22 protein-coding genes are annotated in these 21,955 nt (G+C 49.2%); 9 read left to right on the plus strand and 13 right to left on the minus strand.

The genetic code is table 11. The features are described from left to right. Complete coding sequence (gene tpx / locus ACJHX7_RS17020; RefSeq protein ID WP_000084387.1) at positions 1-507, minus strand: thiol peroxidase; 507 nt, start codon at positions 505-507, stop codon at positions 1-3. Positions 508-625: 118 nt separating this feature from the next. On the opposite strand from tpx, the gene ycjG reads away from it, so the two are divergent. Then, positions 626-1,591 (plus strand): L-Ala-D/L-Glu epimerase, encoded by a 966-nt coding sequence (gene ycjG, locus ACJHX7_RS17025; RefSeq protein ID WP_094030112.1) that lies wholly within the window; start codon positions 626-628, stop codon positions 1,589-1,591. Here ycjG and mpaA read toward each other — a convergent pair. Beyond that, on the minus strand, positions 1,566-2,294 hold the full coding sequence (mpaA, locus tag ACJHX7_RS17030; protein ID WP_001296042.1) for a murein tripeptide amidase MpaA: 729 nt from the start codon (positions 2,292-2,294) through the stop codon (positions 1,566-1,568). The genes ycjG and mpaA overlap by 26 nt on opposite strands. A gap of 182 nt (positions 2,295-2,476) precedes the next feature. On the opposite strand from mpaA, the gene mppA reads away from it, so the two are divergent. After that, positions 2,477-4,090 (plus strand): murein tripeptide ABC transporter substrate-binding protein MppA, encoded by a 1,614-nt coding sequence (gene mppA / locus ACJHX7_RS17035; RefSeq protein WP_000682996.1) that lies wholly within the window; start codon positions 2,477-2,479, stop codon positions 4,088-4,090. 50 nt (positions 4,091-4,140) lie between these two features. Here the strand turns inward: mppA and ynaI are convergent, their stop codons facing one another. Further along, positions 4,141-5,172, minus strand: a complete 1,032-nt coding sequence (gene ynaI / locus ACJHX7_RS17040; protein ID WP_000559889.1) for a low conductance mechanosensitive channel YnaI — start codon at positions 5,170-5,172, stop codon at positions 4,141-4,143. Between the two features lie 243 nt (positions 5,173-5,415). On the opposite strand from ynaI, the gene ACJHX7_RS17045 reads away from it, so the two are divergent. After that, positions 5,416-5,673 (plus strand): DUF2534 family protein, encoded by a 258-nt coding sequence (locus ACJHX7_RS17045; RefSeq protein ID WP_000605090.1) that lies wholly within the window; start codon positions 5,416-5,418, stop codon positions 5,671-5,673. Between the two features lie 49 nt (positions 5,674-5,722). Here the strand turns inward: ACJHX7_RS17045 and uspE are convergent, their stop codons facing one another. The 6 genes from uspE to abgA form a co-directional block, all read right to left on the minus strand. Continuing rightward, on the minus strand, positions 5,723-6,673 hold the full coding sequence (gene uspE, locus ACJHX7_RS17050) for a universal stress protein UspE (RefSeq protein WP_001262123.1): 951 nt from the start codon (positions 6,671-6,673) through the stop codon (positions 5,723-5,725). A 151-nt stretch (positions 6,674-6,824) separates the two neighbouring features. Continuing rightward, on the minus strand, positions 6,825-7,577 hold the full coding sequence (gene fnr, locus ACJHX7_RS17055) for a fumarate/nitrate reduction transcriptional regulator Fnr (protein WP_000611911.1): 753 nt from the start codon (positions 7,575-7,577) through the stop codon (positions 6,825-6,827). Between the two features lie 194 nt (positions 7,578-7,771). Beyond that, entirely contained in the window at positions 7,772-8,287 is a 516-nt protein-coding gene (ogt, locus tag ACJHX7_RS17060; RefSeq protein WP_000945046.1) for a methylated-DNA--[protein]-cysteine S-methyltransferase, read from the minus strand. 10 nt (positions 8,288-8,297) lie between these two features. Then, complete coding sequence (gene abgT, locus ACJHX7_RS17065; protein ID WP_094030110.1) at positions 8,298-9,824, minus strand: p-aminobenzoyl-glutamate transporter; 1,527 nt, start codon at positions 9,822-9,824, stop codon at positions 8,298-8,300. Positions 9,825-9,860: 36 nt separating this feature from the next. Next, the gene (abgB, locus tag ACJHX7_RS17070) at positions 9,861-11,306 is read right to left on the minus strand and encodes a p-aminobenzoyl-glutamate hydrolase subunit AbgB (protein WP_094030109.1); all 1,446 of its coding nucleotides are present in this window, start codon (positions 11,304-11,306) and stop codon (positions 9,861-9,863) included. Further along, a complete protein-coding gene (abgA, locus tag ACJHX7_RS17075) occupies positions 11,306-12,616 on the minus strand; it encodes a p-aminobenzoyl-glutamate hydrolase subunit AbgA (RefSeq protein WP_094030108.1) in 1,311 nt (436 codons plus the stop codon). The genes abgB and abgA overlap by 1 nt, the downstream gene beginning before the upstream one ends. 175 nt (positions 12,617-12,791) lie before the next feature. Between abgA and ACJHX7_RS17080 the strand changes: the two genes are divergently transcribed. Both ACJHX7_RS17080 and smrA read left to right on the plus strand, forming a co-directional pair. Then, the gene (locus ACJHX7_RS17080; RefSeq protein ID WP_000885457.1) at positions 12,792-13,700 is read left to right on the plus strand and encodes a LysR family transcriptional regulator; all 909 of its coding nucleotides are present in this window, start codon (positions 12,792-12,794) and stop codon (positions 13,698-13,700) included. A 329-nt stretch (positions 13,701-14,029) separates the two neighbouring features. After that, positions 14,030-14,593, plus strand: coding sequence for a DNA endonuclease SmrA (smrA, locus tag ACJHX7_RS17085; protein WP_032171189.1), 564 nt, complete (start codon positions 14,030-14,032; stop codon positions 14,591-14,593). Between the two features lie 20 nt (positions 14,594-14,613). Here the strand turns inward: smrA and dgcM are convergent, their stop codons facing one another. Then, positions 14,614-15,846: a diguanylate cyclase DgcM gene (gene dgcM / locus ACJHX7_RS17090; RefSeq protein ID WP_001361837.1), complete on the minus strand. Its 1,233-nt coding sequence runs from the start codon at positions 15,844-15,846 to the stop codon at positions 14,614-14,616. A 193-nt stretch (positions 15,847-16,039) separates the two neighbouring features. On the opposite strand from dgcM, the gene ydaN reads away from it, so the two are divergent. From ydaN to dbpA, 4 genes are all read left to right on the plus strand, one after another. After that, positions 16,040-16,087: a protein YnaN gene (gene ydaN / locus ACJHX7_RS17095; RefSeq protein WP_211180494.1), complete on the plus strand. Its 48-nt coding sequence runs from the start codon at positions 16,040-16,042 to the stop codon at positions 16,085-16,087. Positions 16,088-16,100: 13 nt separating this feature from the next. Continuing rightward, entirely contained in the window at positions 16,101-17,084 is a 984-nt protein-coding gene (gene zntB, locus ACJHX7_RS17100; RefSeq protein WP_000387388.1) for a zinc transporter ZntB, read from the plus strand. Between the two features lie 274 nt (positions 17,085-17,358). Beyond that, the gene (gene ynaL / locus ACJHX7_RS17105; protein ID WP_001296046.1) at positions 17,359-17,532 is read left to right on the plus strand and encodes a protein YnaL; all 174 of its coding nucleotides are present in this window, start codon (positions 17,359-17,361) and stop codon (positions 17,530-17,532) included. A 29-nt stretch (positions 17,533-17,561) separates the two neighbouring features. Next, positions 17,562-18,935 carry an ATP-dependent RNA helicase DbpA gene (gene dbpA / locus ACJHX7_RS17110; RefSeq protein ID WP_094030107.1) on the plus strand — a complete coding sequence of 458 codons (1,374 nt, stop codon included), beginning with the start codon at positions 17,562-17,564 and terminating at the stop codon, positions 18,933-18,935. A gap of 128 nt (positions 18,936-19,063) precedes the next feature. Here dbpA and ttcA read toward each other — a convergent pair whose 3' ends face one another. The 3 genes from ttcA to ompN all read right to left on the minus strand — a co-directional run bounded on the left by ttcA (position 19,064) and on the right by ompN (position 21,883). Beyond that, on the minus strand, positions 19,064-19,999 hold the full coding sequence (gene ttcA, locus ACJHX7_RS17115; RefSeq protein WP_000081418.1) for a tRNA 2-thiocytidine(32) synthetase TtcA: 936 nt from the start codon (positions 19,997-19,999) through the stop codon (positions 19,064-19,066). Positions 20,000-20,174: 175 nt separating this feature from the next. After that, entirely contained in the window at positions 20,175-20,609 is a 435-nt protein-coding gene (gene uspF, locus ACJHX7_RS17120; protein ID WP_001295593.1) for a universal stress protein UspF, read from the minus strand. A 140-nt stretch (positions 20,610-20,749) separates the two neighbouring features. After that, on the minus strand, positions 20,750-21,883 hold the full coding sequence (ompN, locus tag ACJHX7_RS17125) for a porin OmpN (RefSeq protein WP_000837933.1): 1,134 nt from the start codon (positions 21,881-21,883) through the stop codon (positions 20,750-20,752). Positions 21,884-21,955: the final 72 nt, after the last annotated feature.

Here is a 21,955-nt window from a genome sequence, read left to right on the forward strand (position 1 = left end):
TTATGCTTTCAGTACAGCCAGAGCTGCTTCGTAATCCGGCTCGGTGGTGATTTCATCCACCAGCTGGCTGAAAATCACATTGTCATTTTCATCAATAACCACAACGGCACGCGCTGCCAGACCTTTCAGTGGGCCATCAGCAATTGCCACACCGTAGGCTTGCAGGAATTCAGCGTTACGGAAAGTGGAGAGGGTGATAACGTTGTTCAGACCTTCTGCGCCGCAGAAACGAGACTGGGCGAACGGCAGATCGGCAGAGATACACAGCACAACGGTGTTGTCGATCTCGGTTGCCAGTTGGTTAAACTTACGTACTGATGCGGCGCAAACACCGGTATCAATACTCGGGAAAATGTTCAGCACTTTGCGTTTACCCGCAAACTGACCGAGGGTGACGTCAGACAGATCTTTTGCCACGAGAGTAAAAGTCTGCGCTTTGCTACCCGCCTGCGGGATGGAATTGGCGACTGTAACCGGGTTGCCCTGGAAATGAACGGTTTGTGACATGATTATCTTTCCTGTTTACATATAGTTAACGTCACACCTAGTTTATGCTAACTGTCAATAACACAGCAAACGCTATTTGCGCTTAATCCGCAGACCACCGCGACAACAAGGAGTAAAGATGAGAACCGTTAAGGTATTTGAGGAGGCCTGGCCCTTACATACCCCGTTTGTGATTGCTCGGGGAAGTCGCTGTGAAGCGCGCGTGGTGGTGGTTGAACTGGAAGAAGAAGGTATTAAAGGCACCGGTGAATGCACGCCGTATCCGCGTTATGGAGAAAGTGATGCCTCGGTAATGGCGCAAATTATGAGCGTCGTACCGCAATTAGAGAAAGGGCTGACACGGGAGGAGTTACAAAAAATCCTCCCTGCCGGCGCAGCACGTAATGCGCTGGATTGTGCATTGTGGGATCTGGCGGCGCGAAAACAGCAGCAATCGCTGGCTGATTTGATCGGCATAACGCTTTCCGAGACAGTCACCACGGCACAGACGATAGTCATCGGTACGCCTGATCAGATGGCCAATAGTGCATTAACACTCTGGCAGGCAGGCGCGAAATTACTGAAAGTGAAGCTGGATAACCATCTTATCAGTGAGCGGATGGTGGCAATTCGCACAGCTGTGCCCGATGCGACGCTGATCGTTGATGCAAATGAATCCTGGCGTGCAGAAGGGTTGGCGGCGCGTTGCCAGCTATTGGCAGATTTAGGCGTTGCGATGCTTGAACAACCGCTTCCTGCGCAGGACGATGCGGCTCTGGAGAATTTTATTCATCCGTTACCGATTTGTGCTGATGAAAGTTGTCATACTCGTAGCAATCTGAAGGCGCTGAAAGGGCGCTATGAGATGGTTAACATTAAGCTTGATAAAACCGGTGGTCTGACGGAAGCGCTGGCGCTGGCGACTGAAGCGCGTGCACAAGGTTTTCGTCTGATGCTGGGCTGCATGTTGTGTACCTCTCGGGCCATTAGCGCCGCTTTACCGCTGGTGCCGCAGGTCAGTTTCGCCGATCTTGACGGACCGACCTGGCTGGCGGTAGATGTGGAACCGGCGCTTCAGTTCACGACGGGCGAATTGCATCTTTAGGATGCCAGCGCAGCAAGTTTGCCATCGCAAAGAGATATTTTTCGCTGGCTTCGTCGGAGGAGATGGGTGGAAACTCTGCGGTGATGCAATGCAAGTTGAGATCTGCACACCAACTGCCGAAAGAGCCAGGCGTTTCATAACCGACGCTGGTTACCAGAGGCAATTCAAACGCCTGGGCCAGCCATTCACCTAATTCGCTGTGTCTGGGATCTTCAATACAGGCTAGCGGATCGTGGAATGAGACCACCCAGGCAGGTTGAATGCGGTGTATAAGTTGGCACAGCGCCTGGGTTTCAGGTTCGGAGCCAGGTTTGTCACCTGTCAGTAAAACGACATCACGTTCTTCAGCGGCGCTGTTCCAGCGATAAACTGTTTCACCTTCCTTCCAGTTCGCTGCCGGAAAGTTTCGGTTTAAATCCACACCATTAGCATTGGCCCGTAACCCTAACTGGCAGCCGTCAGGATTCACACACAGCACCACATGATGGCGGCGCAAAGACGGTGTCAAAGTCCGCAGAGCACAGGAGAGCGTGACGATCGAAGAGTTTTCATCACCGTGAGTGCCAGCCAGAATCAAACCACTTTCGTGACTGGCTGCAGGGGCCGGAAACCAGATTAACGGCGCGCCCAATAATGAACGTCCGTAATGTTCTGTACCGGGCGGAAATGCGCCGCGTTCGGCGCGTGGGCGAGTTACGGTCATGATCGTCTCTGGTTCAGGAAGTATTACAGGCAGTGTTGTGCAAATTTTGCGGATTATCAAATCCTTTTCTTCAACGCTATGTTATCGATCTTGTATCACTTTTTTGCCGGAAGTTGTTTGCATTTCTTTAAGGCGAAACAAATAATTACGCATCAATTTTAATGTCGGTTAGAGGGAAACTTATGAAGCACTCTGTTTCAGTCACGTGTTGTGCGCTGTTGGTCAGCAGCATTTCTCTTTCGTATGCTGCTGAAGTTCCGAGCGGCACAGTACTGGCAGAGAAGCAGGAGCTGGTGCGCCACATTAAAGATGAGCCAGCGTCGCTGGATCCCGCTAAAGCCGTGGGCCTGCCGGAGATTCAGGTCATTCGCGATCTGTTTGAAGGACTGGTGAATCAGAACGAGAAAGGGGAGATTGTCCCCGGCGTTGCGACTCAGTGGAAAAGTAATGACAACCGTATCTGGACTTTTACCCTGCGCGATAACGCAAAATGGGCGGATGGCACACCGGTAACGGCGCAAGATTTTGTCTACAGCTGGCAACGTCTGGTGGACCCGAAAACGCTATCGCCATTTGCATGGTTTGCCGCGCTGGCGGGAATCAACAACGCACAGGCGATTATTGATGGTAAAGCCGCGCCTGACCAGCTTGGCGTCACCGCAGTTGATGCCCATACTTTGAAAATCCAGCTTGATAAACCATTGCCGTGGTTTGTGAATTTAACCGCTAACTTTGCCTTCTTCCCGGTGCAAAAAGCCAACGTAGAAAGCAGTAAAGAGTGGACGAAACCCGGAAATCTGATCGGTAATGGCGCTTATGTTCTTAAAGAGCGCGTAGTCAATGAAAAACTGGTCGTGGTACCGAATACCCATTATTGGGATAACGCCAAAACGGTGCTGCAAAAAGTGACCTTCCTGCCAATTAATCAGGAATCCGCAGCCACTAAGCGTTATCTCGCGGGGGATATTGATATCACCGAATCCTTCCCGAAAAATATGTATCAGAAGCTGTTGAAGGATATTCCGGGGCAGGTTTATACGCCGCCGCAGCTCGGGACCTATTATTATGCGTTTAACACGCAAAAAGGGCCGACGGCAGATCAGCGAGTTCGTCTGGCATTAAGTATGACGATAGATCGCCGCCTGATGACCGAAAAAGTATTAGGGACGGGCGAAAAGCCAGCGTGGCATTTTACACCAGATGTTACTGCAGGATTTACGCCGGAACCTTCGCCGTTTGAACAAATGAGTCAGGAAGAACTGAATGCGCAGGCAAAAACTTTGTTGAGCGCAGCTGGTTATGGTCCGCAAAAACCGCTGAAGTTGACGCTTTTGTATAACACTTCAGAAAACCATCAAAAAATTGCGATTGCTGTAGCATCGATGTGGAAAAAGAACCTGGGTGTAGATGTTAAATTGCAAAACCAGGAATGGAAAACCTATATCGATAGCCGTAACACCGGCAATTTTGATGTTATCCGCGCCTCGTGGGTAGGTGATTATAATGAACCCTCCACTTTCCTGACATTATTAACGTCAACGCATTCCGGGAATATTTCACGCTTTAACAATCCGGCATATGACAAAGTTCTGGCCCAGGCATCGACGGAAAATACCGTTAAAGCGCGTAATGCCGATTACAACGCGGCAGAAAAAATCCTCATGGAGCAAGCACCGATTGCACCAATTTATCAATATACCAATGGACGATTAATCAAGCCGTGGCTGAAAGGTTATCCCATTAATAACCCTGAAGATGTGGCGTACAGTCGGACTATGTATATTGTGAAGCATTGATGTGATGGGAACTGGCGTTACCCTTGTGGATAACGCCAGTGATGTCTGATTTAGCGACCCTGGTCCGGCGGTGTAATGTTATCCATATACAGCGTCTGGCTGGGGAAGGCAAAGTCCGCACCGTGTGACTGTACAATATCGATAATCTTCAAATAAACGTCTTGCTGTGCAGCAAGCCACTCAGCCCATACCGTGGTTTTGGTAAAGCAATAAACCATAATATTTAATGACGAATCAGCAAACTGGTTGAAATAAACCAGTAAGGTTTGTCGCTGGTCGATGGCCGGGTGATTTTTCAGCATCTCACGTACGGCTTCGACAATAACGCCCACTTTTGCCGCATCCTCATAACGTAAACCAATGGTCGTGGTAATGCGCCGGTTGGTCATTCGTCCAGGATTTTCTACGCTGATCGACGAAAACAGCGAGTTCGGTACGTACAATGGACGATTATCAAAGGTCTTAATTTTGGTAATTCGCCAGCCAATTTCCGCTACTGTACCTTCGATATTTCTGTCCGGTGAACGGATCCAGTCGCCAATACTGAAAGGACGGTCGAAATAGAGCATAATCCCGGAAAAGAAGTTACTCAGAATATCTTTACCGGCCATACCGACAGCCAGACCACCAATACCACCAAAGGTCAACAAGCCAGAAAGGCTCATGCCGAAATGTTCGCCATAAAGCAGAACAAGCACCACAATAATGGTGATTTTGATAATGCGCGACATGATCCGCGCACTGGTGATATCGCGACCTTTTTTAATCTGCTGTTTTTCAAACTGATTAATCAGCAGAAATAGCTTAATCGTCAGAATAACCGCAATCAGGGACGTACAGATAAAATCGATAACGCCTGGGGTGATAAATTTGAGTTTATAGTTTTCTATAACATAGTTAATGATGCTACCAACAGCACTAATAATTATGGTGTAGATTAAAAATTGCACCGCATGGAATAAAAATCCTTTTCTTTTACGATTTCCACGGCGAAACCAAAAGCTCATCAGAATCAATGCTGCGCAGCTACCGAAAATAATGACCAGATTAAGCGCATTATTTGTAAACAGTTCAGCGATCATTGTTTTATCAGGCTCCTCCAGATAATTGTCGTCATGCCGGAAACCCCTGGCGGGGCTATTTTACCGCGACAATTCATTCAGATCATCAATAGTCAGGGAAGTAAGTAGCAACATTAGCTAACAAATCAATGCATTGATTGTAAATCCAGCTAAGAGGTGAGGTTTTCAGAGCAGACAAGAGTGAAATGTCATGGTATTGTTACGTTTAGGTAACAAGAAATTTGTCTGCACAAGGATTACATCATGATTATGGCGAAACTGAAGTCAGCGAAAGGGAAGAAATTTCTCTTTGGTTTGTTGGCGGTTTTCATTATTGCGGCGTCGGTTGTGACTCGCGCGACCATCGGCGGCGTTATAGAACAGTACAATATTCCGCTGTCTGAGTGGACGACATCAATGTATGTGATTCAGTCATCGATGATTTTTGTTTATAGCCTGGTCTTTACTGTGTTGCTGGCAATCCCGTTGGGAATTTATTTCCTTGGCGGCGAAGAGCAGTAAGTAAAAAATAGGCCCGATAACTCGGGCCTTGTCAGTTATTGAAGAGTCGTTAATCGTCTTCTTCGTCATCCAGTTCAACGGGTGTCTGATACTGGTCAGGTTTAATGACCAGCAGGTCGCAGCGAAGATGATCAATCACCTGTTCCGCCGTGTTGCCAAGGAATGCTGCTGAAATACCGGTGCGTCCGACCGTGCCCAGAACCACAATCCCCGCCTGTAAGTGCTCCGCCAAATCAGGAATCACCTCTTCGGGCAGACCTTTTTCTACGTGCGTCATGTTTTCATTAATGCCGAATTTCTGCCGCAGGGCTTTCATTGCCAGCAAATGTTGCCCACGAATGGCATCGTTATAAACGCTCGGATCAAATTCCGGCAGTTCAATCGCGATATTAATTGGCGTTACCGGATAAGCGCCAACCAGATGAACTTCGGTATGGTTGACTTGTTCCGCCAGTTCGATCGTCTCTTTGACCAGTTTTTCATTGAGCGCATTATGGTACGGCTCTTCACTGGCGAGATTCACCGCCACCAGCGCCTTACCCCCTTCCGGCCACGGCTGGTCTTTCACCATCCACACGGGGCTTGGGCATTTGCGTAACAGATGCCAGTCCGTTGGCGTAAAAATCACCGCTTCCAGACGGTCATGTTGGTGCGCCATTTTTAGCACCAAATCGTGCCCGCCGCTGATCACTTCCTGAATGATGGCTTCGAAAGGACGGTTATGCCAGACCACTTTAATTTCAATGGGAACGCCAGCATTGAGATAATATTTTGCCTGCTCGTGGATCCAGGCTGTACGCTGGCTGATGACGCCCTGACGCATAGCGGTACGTTCGTCCGGAGAGAGCAGGGTGGTCATTTCGTATGAGAAGTCATAGATCGGCAAAAAGGCTTTAATTTTGCCACCAATCCGTTGATGTAAATAAACAGCTCGCCGCAATGCTGGTTGGTCGTCCTGGTTAGGATCGATAACAACGAGCATGTTCTGATACATAGCCATACAGGGTCTCCTTACAACAACTGTCAACGCAGTTTGTAATTAAAAGATTAACCCATATCTGGTGAATGAAACAGTGATGAACCTTCTGTCAGATCAATAAATCAGAAAAATTTAATGATATGACAGAAGGATAGTGAGTTATGCGGAAGAATCAGGCAACGTTACGCGTGTGACCAGCAAGCTGGGCCAGCGCATCGTTATTTTCGATAGTGATGTATTTACCTTTGACTGCCAGCATACCGCTTTTCTGGAAGCGACCCAGCAGACGGCTGATGGTTTCAACCGTCAGGCCCAGATAGTTACCGATATCACCACGAGTCATCGTCAGGCGGAATTCACGAGGGGAGAAGCCGCGTTGGGCAAAACGACGGGACAGGTTGTAGATGAATGCAGCCAGACGTTCCTCGGCATTTTTCTTCGACAACAGCAGGATCATGTCCTGATCGCCTTTGATTTCACCGCTCATCAGACGCATCATCTGCTGACGCAGATTCGGCATTTTACCGGACAAATCGTCCAGCGTTTCGAACGGGATTTCACATACCATCGAGGTTTCCAGCGCCTGAGCGAAGCTCGGGTGATGACCGCTGCCGATAGCGTCAAATCCCACCAGGTCGCCTGCTAAATGGAAACCAGTGATTTGCTCGTCGCCTTGCTCAGTGATGGTATAACTTTTAATCGTACCGGAGCGGATGGCATAAAGCGATTTAAGTTCATCACCAGCCTTAAACAGCGTCTGGCCTTTCTGAATAGGCTTCTTCCGCTCAATGATATTATCAAGCTGATCAAGCTCATGTTCGTTGAGTGTGAACGGGATGCAAAGCTGGCTGATGCTGCAATCCTGGCAATGGATAGCACAACCGCCAGACTGAATGCGCCGTATAATTCGCTTTTCCGGGATCATAGGTCTGCTCAAGCCGTAATTGATATTTGTCAATTTTAACATCTTTTTAGGGAGCAAGTAAGTCTAAGCAAACCTTAACAGCAGAGAATTCCGATATTAGATGTAAATATATGTCTATCTATTTGAAAACCCTTAAGTTGTTAAGGGTAACTTTACATAAAAGTGTGAACAAGCTGGCACAAATTGTTTAATGTTTACAGCAAAAGATAACCTTCGTGGCGTAATAACCACTCTTTTCGCTGAACTCCGCCTGCATATCCGGTCATGGTACCGTTTCTGCCAATGACCCGATGACAAGGCACAACAATGCTGATGGGATTCGATCCATTTGCCGCACCTACGGCACGCGCCGCACCGGGGCGGCCCAATTGTTCAGCCAGTTGGCCGTAATGCATTACCTGCCCGCAGGGGATAGTACGTAGTGTTTTCCAGACTTCGCGCTGAAATGGCGTCCCCCCCGTGGCAGTGGGAAGCGTATCAATAATGCTAAGATTACCGGCAAAATATTCACGAAGCTTGTCACTTAAACCACCTGGGTTGGTGGCAGAAATGCGTTCATAGCCTTCTTTGCGGTAATGGATGTCCAGCAGCTGCACCATGCGTTCGCTGTACTCTTCCCATTCAACCGCCCGCAGGCGAAATTGCTCATCGCAAATCACCCACAGTGGACCCAGTGGCGTGACAATTTTTTCTTCAAGTAATCTCAGCATCCGTTCTCTCTTAAGACAAACGTGGGTAAATCCCCGGACCTATCGGCAGACCGACAAGATACCACGCCAGCAACATCAGCAGCCATACCACCAAAAAGATAAGTGGATAGGGCAAAACTAACGAATAGTAAGTACCCAGTTTCGCGTCTGGTTTGTAACGTTGCAGGAATCCAAGAAACAGTGGAACAAAAGGAGATACCGGCGCTAAAGGCAATACGGATGAGTCGGCAATACGAAAGAGGATTTGCGCAAATGCCGGGTGAAAGCCAAGTAGCATAAACATTGGTACGAAAATGGGGGCCAGAATCGACCAGATTGCGGAACCGCTGGCGATAAACATGCATAAGAAAGAAGAAAGCAACGCCAGACCGACAAACGCCGGGATGCCGCTAAGCCCTGAACTTTCCAGTATATCGGTCAGCCCCACGGCGATGAATTTCCCCATGTTGCTCCAGTTAAACATGGCGACAAACTGGGCGAGGGGAAAAACCATCACGATAAATCCCGCCATCTCTTTCATCGGTTCAATCATTAAATGCGGTAAATCCGCCTGACGTCGAATTGTGCGGGTAGCGATGCCATAAGCCAGCGAGACCACAAAGAAAAAAAGAATGATCAGTGGCACGATACCTTTAATAAAGGGGGATGGCATCACGGTGTGATTAATCGGATCGCGCAATATCCCGTTTTCCGGGATCACCATCAGCGCAATCGCAGCAATAAAAAGTAGCGATACGACACCTGCTATGCGTAAACCAAAACGCTGACTTTCGGTCAATGTCTGCAGTTTCTCATCGCTGTTTCCCTGCCATTGACCTAAACGTGGCTCAATGATTTTGTCGGTTATCAGGCCGCCAACAATCGTCAGTACGACTACGGAGCTGGCCATAAAATACCAGTTATCAATTACACTGACGTGCATTTGCGGATTGAACGCAGCCGCAGCCTCCGTGCTGATCCCCGACAGCAACACGTCGGTTGTGACAATCAGTAAATTAGCCGTAAAGCCGCAACCTACGCCTGCAATGGCGGCAAGTAAACCTGCAACTGGATGCCTGCCCACCGCCAGAAAAATTAGCGCACCCATCGGTGGCATGATCACTAACGCCGCATCGGAAGAAATGTGGCTGAAAAAAGCAATAAACAGCACCATATAACTGGCGTAGCGGGCATTAACATGCGATGCCATTTTAACCATTAGCGCTGGCAGTAAGCCTACGCGCTCCGCCAGACCGGCACCTAAAACCAGCGCCAGGATCGCACCAAGTGGAGCAAAACCGCTAAAGTTTTTAATAACATTGGGTAAAAACCAGTGTAATCCTTCCACACTGAGCAGGTTTTTCACCACCACCGGCGTACCATCGGTCGGGTTTTTCGCACTGACGCCAAAGGCCGACAAAATTGCCGTCGTCACCATGAGTACGATAATCAAATAGATAAAGAGCAAAAAAGGATGGGGAACCTTGTTACCAATTCTTTCGACCCAGCCATAGAGCCTCCCGGATTGGGAGGACGACGGTATGGATGACATACTCATGGGCATTCCTCGTTTGTTGTGTTTGCGTTGTTGTTGTTATTTTAAAGGTGACGGTGTCACGTTTTTCGGGATAGGGCAGTGATACGGTTGCGTGTCCGTAACTTGCTGATGCTCTTGTTGGCATTCTTGCAATAGCCCTGAATCAATGAAGAGATTAAGTGTGGTTGCTGCCATAGTTTTCGCCGCCAGCAGCATTCCTTTATGAGCAATAGATGTTCGCCCCTGGCTAACCAGTTGCCACGTATGTAGCGGGGTACCGACGGCAAAGCAGGGGCTGAAACACTGGGCAACAGGCAGTTTCCAACTGACGTCGCCGACATCAGTCGATGCCGCAAGCACGTTATCGGTGGCGGCATATGGAGCGACTTCATTCGCCAGTACCGTTTCACGATGACGTAGTGCAAAAGCCTTGCCGTTTTCGCCACCGGTTGCGGCGATATTATTCAGACTGTTTTGCCGATCGTTGGGGGTGAGCGTAGCCTGAATTTGTTTCGCAAAAGCCAGTTCTTCGGAGTTCCATTCCGGGGTACCAAAATGGGATAGGGCTCGGTACATGGCATTTTCTAAGGTGCGATTCGGGAGATAACTGGAACAGGCTTTGTCGAAGCGGCATTCAACCGTGGTTTCGGTCATCAATGCCGCACCTTCGGCGATTTTGGCGACCCGATCATAAATATGCTGCACATCGGTCATTTCGGGGGCGCGGATAAGATAAAGCACTTCTGCCTGCGCCTGGACCACGTTGGGCGAGATCCCGCCGCTATCTGTGATGGCATAGTGTACGCGCGCTTTTTCAATAATATGTTCGTTGAGGAAGTTGGTGCCAGTGGTCATCAACGTTACGGCATCAAGGGCGCTGCGTCCCAAATGAGGGGAATTCGCGGCATGTGCTGCGATCCCTTTAAAGCGCCATGATGCCTGAATGTTTGCCAGCGTGCGGGTATTGAACATACCGGCAAAGGCTTCCGGGTGCCAGGTGAGTGCCGCATCCACATCATCAAATACCCCCTCGCGGACCATGAACGTTTTACCCGAGCCGCCTTCTTCGCCAGGACAACCATAAAAGCGCACTGTGCCGCCTTGCCCATATTGTTCCAGCCATTTCTTGACGGCTATTGCAGCGGCAAAGGCGGCGGTTCCCAGCAAATTGTGTCCGCAACCGTGACCATTTTCACCGGGCGTCGCGGATGTAGGTTGCGCGCAACCTGCTTGCTGACTTAAACCTGCCAGGGCGTCATATTCCCCCAGCAGGGCGATAACCGGTTTGCCTTGACCAAACGAAGCAATAAAGGCATTTGGGATATTGCCTACGTTGCGGGTAACGGTGAAGCCTGCAGACTCCAGCGCCGAAGCCAGATGCTCCGCTGACCAGAACTCTTCAAAACGTGTTTCTGGATGATCCCAGATTTGATCGGCAATATCGGTATAACGTTGGCGATCGGCTTCAATCGCATCGTCGATAAAACGATAGATTTCCTGCATCAGATACCTCGCGTCCAGGGAAAATTGAGCGCGGTGCGCGCCAGCGTTTCGACGGCAATAGCGAGAACCTGCTCGTCAAAATCGAATTTTTCATTGTGATGACCTGCCGCCAGCTGTGTGCCAAATACCATGTAGGAGGCTTGCCCTTGATGTCGCTGCACGCGGGCCATCATTAATGTGGCATCTTCGGAACCCGCAGGCGCTTCAACACGTTCAATGGCCTGATTGACCCCCGCGACCTGAGCCGCCTGGATTTGCAACCATGCGACCCATTGCGGCGAAGGAGAACTGGCGGTAGCTGCACCCATCAGACGAGTTTCAACGCCGACACCATACATGGTTGCTGCGCCCTGAATCGCTTGTTGTGCACGGTCAAAAACATATTGATTAATGACGTCGCTGGCCCCGCGTGTTTCCACTTTCAGCAACGCTGAGGCGGGAACAACATTACGACCGCTTCCTGCCTGCATAACGCCCACGTTTACTCTGGAAGCGCCTTCGCTGTGCGGGGCGATTGCATGCAGTGCAAGAGTTGCTTGTGCTGCAGCCAACAAGGCATTGTGACCGTCTTCTGGTTTTGCGCCTGCGTGAGCGGCGGTCCCGGTGAAGTGCGCGTCAAATTTGGTGGTTGCCATAAAATTATCACTGCCGCACACCACGGTGCCCGCAGGTACGCCAGTGCCAATGTGAACGGCAGTAAAATAATCAACATCATCCACTACTCCTGCATCGACCATCGCCCGCGCGCCACGCGTACCTTCCTCTGCAGGTTGAAAAATCAGTTTGATGACGCCATGTAGTCCGGACTCGAACTGTTTAAGGGTATGCGCCAGCCCAAGCCCAATGGCGGTATGTCCATCATGACCACAGGCATGCATCATTCCGGCGTTACATGACGCAAAACCGTCGCGGTAGGGGCGATGGCTGACATCCTGCTCTTCACTGAGATCCAGCGCGTCCATATCGACACGGAAAGCCATCACCGGACCGGGGCGACCGGTATCCAGGGTAGCGACGATGCCAGTGAAACCGCCTTCAAAAGCCGCAATCCATTGTTCTAGCGCCCCCTGTTGACGAGCGCGCTCGAATTCGCGTTGTAGAGTGAATTCATCAGGTAATCCCATCCGGCTACTTTCATTAACGACTTCGCGGCCCAGCGCCAGTGAATAACCGAGCTGGTGCAATTCTTCCGCAACAACGGTGGCAGTGCGGAATTCCACCCAGCCAGACTCTGCATAGTGATGAAAATCACGTCGCCAGTGCGATAATTTTGGGGCAAGCGAATTAACAAATTGATTCAAAGACTCCATAACCTTTCCCGTCATCAGTAAAAAGTGTGACCCGGTTCACGTAGCGATAGTTTTTACTTATCACTAACTGATTTTTCACAGTTTTAACCGTTCATAAATTACCCTGACACAATCATCTGCATTAAAGTAGATGCCAGTTTCTTTGGTCTGATAAATAACGGTTATCGGTGGCGTCATGGCTTTTCAGGTAAAAATTCATCAAATTCGGGCTTTTGTTGAAGTGGCTCGTCAGGGCAGCATTCGCGGAGCGAGCCGAATGTTGAATATGTCGCAACCGGCACTGAGTAAATCTATTCAGGAGCTGGAAGAAGGGTTGGCGGCACAACTCTTTTTTCGCCGTAGTAAAGGCGTGACGTTAACTGATGCCGGTGAAAGTTTTTATCAGCACGCCAGTCTTATTCTTGAAGAGCTGCGCGCAGCGCAAGAGGATATTCGCCAACGACAAGGGCAACTGGCAGGGCAAATTAATATCGGCATGGGGGCCAGTATTTCCCGCAGTCTGATGCCAGCTGTCATATCTCGTTTTCATCAGCAGCATCCGCAGGTAAAAGTACGCATTATGGAAGGGCAACTGGTGTCGATGATTAATGAATTGCGCCAGGGAGAACTGGATTTCACCATCAATACCTATTATCAGGGACCCTACGACCACGAATTTACTTTTGAGAAATTACTGGAAAAGCAATTCGCGATCTTTTGCCGCCCGGGACATCCCGCCATTGGTGCCCGTTCGATCAAACAGTTACTGGACTACAGCTGGACAATGCCGACGCCACACGGCAGCTACTACAAACAGTTGAGTGAATTGCTTGACGATCAGGCGCAAACGCCACAGGTCGGCGTAGTCTGCGAGACGTTCTCAGCCTGTATCAGTCTGGTGGCAAAAAGCGATTTTCTCAGCATACTACCTGAAGAAATGGGCTGCGATCCCTTGCACGGACAGGGGCTGGTGATGTTGCCGGTTAGCGAAATTTTACCGAAAGCGACCTATTATTTGATTCAGCGGCGTGATAGTCGCCAGACACCACTGACCGCGTCATTAATCACGCAATTTCGGCGAGAATGCGGCTATCTGCAAAGTTAAAACTGCATAAAAAAATAGAGTCTGTCGACATCCGCCAGACTCTACAGTACACACAGCAGTGCATCCGCGTCTTAAATCCGGCATGGTCTCCTCTGCGCCGGTGACTGTGTTATAACGGTTTTAACCTTTAGTTGCCAATTTTCTTCAGTGACAGATTTCACGAAAATATAAGTTACATTATTAATATAGTGAATGAATAATCATGCATAAGCATTTTGCTTAAAATATCGGCAACATTTGGAACTTATTACTGGAAATTTGGGTAATACGTTGTTGGACCAGCCCGGTCTGGTTATCATATCGCGCTCTTAATTGCGGGAGGATGTAACATGAACCTTGACGACAAATCGCTGTTTCTTGACGCCATGGAAGATGTCCAGCCGCTGAAACGTGCTACAGATGTCCACTGGCATCCAATGCGTAACCAACGTGCGCCGCAGCGTATCGACACGCTGCAACTTGATAATTTCCTCACCACTGGATTTCTCGACATCATCCCGCTAACTCAGCCGCTGGAGTTTCGGCGGGAAGGGTTGCAACATGGGGTGCTGGATAAGCTGCGCAGTGGTAAATATCCGCAACAGGCGAGCCTGAATCTTTTGCGCCAGCCGGTGGAAGAGTGCCGCAAAATGGTGTTCAGTTTCATTCAACAAGCCCTGGCGGATGGTTTGCGTAATGTGCTGATTATTCATGGCAAAGGGCGGGAAGATAAATCGCATGCCAATATTGTCCGCAGCTATGTGGCGCGCTGGTTGACCGAATTTGATGATGTCCAGGCATATTGTACCGCGCTACCGCATCATGGCGGCAGCGGGGCGTGTTACGTCGCACTACGTAAAACGGCACAGGCAAAGCAAGAAAACTGGGAGCGCCACGCTAAGCGCAGTCGTTGATCTCGAGACGCATCCGCGGCTTATGCCGCCAGCACGCGGTTGCGTCCATCATTTTTCGCCCGATACAAAGCATCATCAACGCGTTTAAACAGCTCATCGATGCTTTCATTTCCTTCGTGATGCGCCACACCAATGCTGACGGTAAAGCGTGGTAAGCCCGAAATACTCACTTTTGCCACGCTTACGCGGATAGTTTCAGCCAGCGAAAGCGCGGTATCCAGTGGGGTTCTTGGTAGCAATAAGACAAACTCTTCGCCTCCCCAACGAAACACCAAATCGCCTTTGCGAGCGCAACTTTCGAGGGTGCGGGCGAGGGCGCATAACACCTCATCACCTTTAGAATGCCCATAGAGATCGTTAATGTGTTTAAAACGATCGGTGTCGATGAGCAATAAGCTGTAATCCTGAGCGATGGCGAGGTGCTGCATTTGGCCTGGCTCGGTAATGTGATAAAACTGTCGCCGATTCAGTAATCCGGTCATCGCGTCATGGTGGGCAGCATGTTCCAGCTGCTCCTCCAGCCGTTTTTGCTCAGTAATATCATGCACAATACATAACATGAGCTTGTCGCCATAAATTTCAATCGGACCGGCATAGGTCTGCACATGACGAGTCGAACCATCCGCCAGTTTATGAACAAAATTCAAAGGCTTATGACCACCGGGTAAATGCGAGATTTCATGCATGATAGGCATGACGCGACGCCCGAGCATATTAATTTCCCAGGTATGTTTCTGGCACATCGTTTCATGGTTATAGCCATAGAAATTGAGCGCGGCGAGGTTAGCATCGACGATTTGGCCATCTCGTGAGGGGTCAATCAACAACATTGGTGCAGAGTTAGTCAGAAAAAAGCGCGCATAAAAACCTTGTTTTTTGCGCTGATAATTTGCCGAGCGACTGGCTTTTAAACCCAGCGTTGCCGGCGCTTCGATACCTTCGAAAATAATCACCGGTTCTGCTTCTGTCAGCTCTCGCAAAACAAGCCGACAGCTTAATGCTGTTTCCTCTTCTTTACGTTGAACGGTGAGGATTTCGATAATATCGTGTTGGTTTTGCAGATCGGAGAGGTATTTCGGCAGTTCTTTTTGTGAGGAGACGGAATAGGGACCGGTTCGTAGCTGACTAAACGTGAGGTCTTGCATCAACAGTCGCGCCGCGCTGTTGGCATAAATTAACTGTTCCTCAAAGGGCGAAACGATCCAGACAGGACTGGTGAGTAAGTCCAGGGTATTGAAGTTGTGCGTAATCATTGAGATCCCGTTATTTTTATCAATTTTTGTTGCTATCCGATCGCAAAAAAGCCACGTCATGTGATCAGATAATTCTGATAATGATAGACGCTATTTAACACTTCACACGGTTTGTATATGGAAAAGCATTTTGCTTTTTGTATTCAATTTAGACAGAATTTTATTAATCATTTCAGGGTAATGGGGTGATGAGATGTTGCGTAACAGGGCCAGAAGGCTAGACTACAAAATAATGCGTTGATGATGGAGGCACTGTGGAAGCGATTAAGGGATCGGACGTTAATGTCCCGGATGCAGTATTTGCATGGATGCTGGATGGTAGAGGCGGCGTTAAACCGCTGGAAAATACAGATGTGATTGATGAAGCGCATCCCTGCTGGCTCCACCTTAATTATGTACACCATGATAGCGCCCAATGGCTGGCGACAACACCGCTGCTTCCCAATAACGTACGTGATGCGCTGGCGGGCGAGAGCACACGGCCCCGAGTCAGCCGTCTCGGTGAAGGCACGCTGATTACATTGCGCTGTATAAACGGCAGCACCGATGAACGCCCCGATCAACTGGTCGCCATGCGTGTATATATGGACGGGCGGTTAATTGTTTCGACCCGACAACGCAAAGTGCTGGCGCTGGACGATGTGGTAAGCGATCTGGAAGAGGGCACGGGTCCGACCGATTGCGGGGGATGGCTGGTGGATGTGTGCGATGCGTTGACCGATCATTCCAGCGAATTTATCGAGCAGCTGCACGATAAAATTATCGACCTTGAAGATAATCTCCTTGATCAGCAAATTCCACCGCGTGGATTCCTGGCTCTGCTGCGCAAACAATTAATTGTGATGCGTCGCTATATGGCACCGCAACGTGATGTTTATGCTCGTCTTGCCAGTGAACGTTTGCCGTGGATGAGCGATGACCAACGCCGTCGGATGCAGGATATTGCCGATCGCCTTGGGCGCGGCCTTGACGAAATCGACGCCTGTATAGCACGGACTGGCGTGATGGCGGATGAAATCGCTCAGGTGATGCAGGAAAATTTAGCGCGTCGTACTTATACAATGTCGTTGATGGCAATGGTCTTTTTACCCAGTACGTTTCTGACAGGGTTATTTGGCGTCAACCTTGGTGGGATCCCTGGCGGTGGATGGCAATTCGGATTTTCAATTTTTTGTATTCTGTTAGTTGTTCTTATTGGTGGTGTTGCTTTATGGTTGCATCGTAGTAAATGGTTGTAACAAAAGCAATTTTCCCGGCTGTCTGTATACAAAAACGCCGCAAAGTTTGAGCGAAGTCAATAAACTCTCTACCCATTCAGGGCAATATCTCTCTTGCAGGTGAATGCAACGTCAAGCGATGGGCGTTGCGCTCCATATTGTCTTACTTCCTTTTTTGAATTACTGCATAGCACAATTGATTCGTACGACGCCGACTTTGATGAGTCGGCTTTTTTTTGCCTGTTATTTATCAGCGTCTACCCTTTAAGAGTCCACCCAATGACCGGAGGGAAATATGACGACACTTATTTATTTGCAAATTCCTGTCCCTGAACCGATTCCTGGCGATCCTGTTCCAGTGCCCGATCCGATCCCTCGCCCGCAACCCATGCCTGACCCACCACCCGATGAAGAACCGATTAAATTGTCGCATCGTGAGCGTAGATCTGCGAGGATACGCGCCTGCTAACTTTGCGTCGATGACCACGAGAATAGATTGTGACCGCTTTTTCTACCCTGAATGTTTTGCCTCCCGCCCAACTCACAAACCTTAATGAGTTGGGTTATTTAACCATGACGCCGGTGCAGGCCGCCGCGCTTCCGGCGATCCTTGCCGGAAAAGATGTTCGCGTGCAGGCGAAAACCGGCAGCGGCAAAACGGCGGCTTTTGGCCTCGGCTTGTTACATCAAATTGATGCGTCGCTATTTCAAACCCAGGCTTTAGTGCTGTGTCCTACGCGTGAACTGGCGGATCAGGTGGCAGGTGAATTGCGTCGGCTGGCGCGTTTTCTGCCAAATACCAAAATTTTGACGTTGTGCGGTGGTCAACCGTTCGGTATGCAGCGTGATTCGTTGCAACATGCGCCGCATATTATCGTGGCAACGCCGGGTCGTTTGCTGGATCACTTGCAAAAAGGCACGGTATCACTGGATGCGCTGAATACTTTGGTGATGGATGAGGCCGACCGCATGCTGGATATGGGATTTAGCGATGCCATTGATGATGTCATCCGTTTTGCGCCTGCATCTCGACAGACGCTTTTGTTTTCGGCAACCTGGCCGGAAGCCATCACCGCAATCAGCGGACGAGTGCAACGCGATCCTTTAGCGATTGAAATTGACTCAACAGATGCTCTGCCACCTATTGAACAACAATTTTATGAGACATCCAGCAAAGGCAAAATTCCGTTGTTGCAACGGTTATTAAGCTTGCATCAGCCATCCTCTTGCGTGGTGTTTTGCAATACCAAAAAAGATTGCCAGGCTGTCTGCGACGCGCTGAATGAAGTAGGGCAAAGTGCATTGTCGTTACACGGCGATCTGGAGCAACGTGATCGCGATCAGACCCTGGTACGTTTTGCTAACGGTAGCGCCCGTGTACTGGTTGCGACTGATGTTGCTGCGCGTGGTCTGGATATTAAATCGCTTGAGCTGGTGGTGAACTTTGAACTGGCGTGGGACCCTGAAGTTCATGTACATCGCATCGGCCGTACAGCTCGTGCAGGAAATAGCGGTCTGGCGATCAGTTTCTGTGCCCCGGAAGAAGCACAGCGGGCCAATATCATTTCTGACATGTTGCAGATAAAACTTAACTGGCAAACGCCGCCAGTTAATAGTTCCATTGTGCCGCTGGAAGCAGAAATGGCAACGTTATGTATCGATGGCGGGAAAAAAGCCAAAATGCGCCCGGGTGATGTATTAGGTGCGCTGACAGGAGACATCGGGCTTGATGGCGCAGATATTGGCAAAATCGCCGTGCATCCGGCGCATGTCTATGTCGCGGTGCGTCAGGCTGTTGCTCATAAAGCATGGAAACAGTTACAGGGCGGGAAGATTAAAGGAAAAACGTGCCGGGTGCGGTTATTAAAATAATGAAATGTTGAATCGCAGGGTGCAAGAGTCAATATCTTCTTCGGGATTGCCGGATGCGACGCTGGCCGCGTCTTCTCCGGCCTCCATAAGAGTAGCCCGATAAGCTTGCGCATCGGGCGCTATCCGGGTTATTTCACTTCAACCACATTCAGTCGTAACTCATCCAACTGATTTTCATCTTCTTCAGGCTGCCAGCCCGCCGGTTGTAGAGGGATCTCTTCGCGATCAAACGCCAGATCACCCCCGTTAACCACTTCAGAACCGTGGGTAATGCCTTTGAAATCGAACAGGTTGGTATCGCACAGATGCGATGGCACCACATTCTGCATCGCGCTGAACATCGTCTCGATACGCCCCGGATAACGTTTATCCCAGTCACGCAACATGTCAGCAATCACCTGACGTTGCAGGTTAGGCTGTGAACCGCACAGGTTGCACGGAATAATCGGGAACGCTTTTGCATCGGCAAAGCGCTGAATATCTTTCTCGCGGCAGTAGGCCAGCGGACGAATCACGATATGTTTGCCATCATCGCTCATCAGTTTCGGAGGCATACCTTTCATCTTGCCGCCGTAGAACATATTTAAGAACAGCGTTTGCAGGATATCGTCACGATGGTGACCAAGCGCGATCTTCGTCGCTCCCAGTTCCGTTGCGGTGCGATAAAGGATACCGCGACGAAGACGAGAACACAGTGAGCAAGTGGTTTTGCCCTCCGGAATCTTCTCTTTCACGATACCGTAAGTGTTCTCTTCCACAATCTTGTACTCAACGCCCAGCTTTTCAAGATACTCGGGCAGAACGTGTTCCGGGAAGCCCGGTTGTTTTTGATCGAGGTTGACAGCCACCAGCGAAAAATTGATTGGCGCGCTTTGCTGCAAATTGCGCAGAATCTCCAGCATGGTATAGCTGTCTTTACCCCCTGAGAGGCAAACCATGATGCGATCGCCTTCTTCAATCATATTGAAGTCAGCAATGGCTTCGCCCACATTACGACGCAGACGTTTTTGTAATTTGTTCAGGTTGTATTGTTCTTTCTTACTAATTTCTTGATTTTGCGACATTTAAAAGCGACTCAATTCGTTATATGGCATCAGAAGAGTATGCGTCATGCCGGAACGCCCAGCATAAGAAATCTGATATAAAAACTGTGGCGTGTATGGTACGGATTAGAGGGGAAAATGTCAGCACATTTGCGAAATGAATCAAAAAGCCCGCAGCAATGTGCGGGCGTTAGTGTCAGCGCACAACCAGCACGGAGCACTCTGCGTGACGCACGACAGCTGCGGCGTTAGAACCGAGCAGATAAGTGGTGATATCCGGTCGATGGGAAGCAATGATGATCATATGAGCGGGGATCTTCTTCGCCAATTCCAGAATGCGGTCTTTGGGCGAGCCTTCCTCAACATGGACATGCACTCTGTCGGTTGGCAGTTTAAATTTTTTAATGATCTCTTCCAGTTGCGATTTGGCTTCCGCTTTCAGGTCATCCATTGCCGGTAATTCTGCGGAATACGCTAAACCCAGAGAAGCATAGTAGGGCAGTGAAGGTATTACCGTCAGGAAATGAACCTCTGCATCATCAATCTTTGCCTCTGCCTCAACGTGGCTAATCACGCGTTGAGTTAATTCTGAATCGGAAATATCGATAGGGACAAGAATCGTTCTGTTCATAAAACCTCCTGTTTTAGTATCCGCATAAAGTGTAACGCCAGATGACACTTTTTGTGTAATGACGGAGTTCACATTTTTAATTTAGATCAAAGGAGGAAGAATAAGCAGAAAAAGCCCGCCATAACAGCGGGCAGGAGGATTTAGAACTGATAAACCAGACCTAAAGCGACAATATCATCGGTAGAGATGCCGTTGGCAGCGTAGAAGCTGTCATCTTCATCCAACAGGTTGATTTTATAGTCAACGTAGGTGGACATATTTTTGTTGAAATAGTAAGTCGCGCCAACATCGGCGTATTTAACCAGATCTTTATCATCAACACCTGCCGGGTTGTCTGCACCACCGGCAGCGTGAAGGTCACGGCCTTTAGACATCAGGAAAGAGACTGCCGGACGCAGACCAAAATCAAACTGGTACTGTGCAGTAACTTCAAAGTTCTGGGTTTTGTTCGCAACTGCATAATCGCTGTCGCCAAACGGGGTCATGTTACGCGTTTCTGAATACATGGTTGCCAGGTAAATATTGTTAGCATCGTATTTTAGCCCAGCAGTCCACGCGTCTGCTTTATCACCACCTGCCGCAGTATGGTTAACCTGGTCATTGGTGCGGTCAGATGAGGTGTATGCCGCACCAGCGCTAAAGCCCATGCCTAAATCATATGTTGTGGAAAGACCCCAGCCGTCACCGTTTTCATGGCGAACATCACGTCCGTTGTTGGTGCCTTCCTGACCATTACTGGCACCTTCGTTGTTACCTTGATACTGCACTGCGAAGTTCAGACCATTTACCAGACCGAAGAAATCAGTATTACGATAAGTCGCGACGCCGTTGGCACGACCAGTCATAAAGTTGTCTGCATTGGTATAAGAGTCACCGCCAAATTCAGGCAGCATATCGGTCCAGCCTTCGATGTCGTACATTACGCCATAATTACGTCCGTAATCGAAAGAACCGTAATCTGCAAATTTCAGTCCGGCAAATGCCAGACGGGTCCATGACTGGTTTGTTGAAGATTCAGTGTTGTTTGCCTGAATATTGTATTCCCATTGACCGTAGCCAGTGAGTTGATCGTTAATTTGGGTTTCGCCTTTAAAACCCAGACGCGCATAGCTCTGGTCGCCATCTTTCGCTGAATTATCAGAAAAATAATGCAGGCCATCAACTTTGCCATACAGATCTAATTTGTTGCCGTCTTTATTATAAACTTCGGCTGCATGTGCAGCACCTGCGGCGAGCAGGGCAGGAATTAAAAGTGCCAGTACTTTGCTTTTCATTGAATAAATCCTTTAGTTATTTTATTTGCCTTTTCATCCCCATTTTGGGGAGTGAAAACATCCTAAAGGAGA

This window comes from Escherichia sp. WS1451, from assembly GCF_046487365.1.
In the GTDB taxonomy this organism is placed as follows: Bacteria; Pseudomonadota; Gammaproteobacteria; order Enterobacterales; family Enterobacteriaceae; genus Escherichia; species Escherichia coli.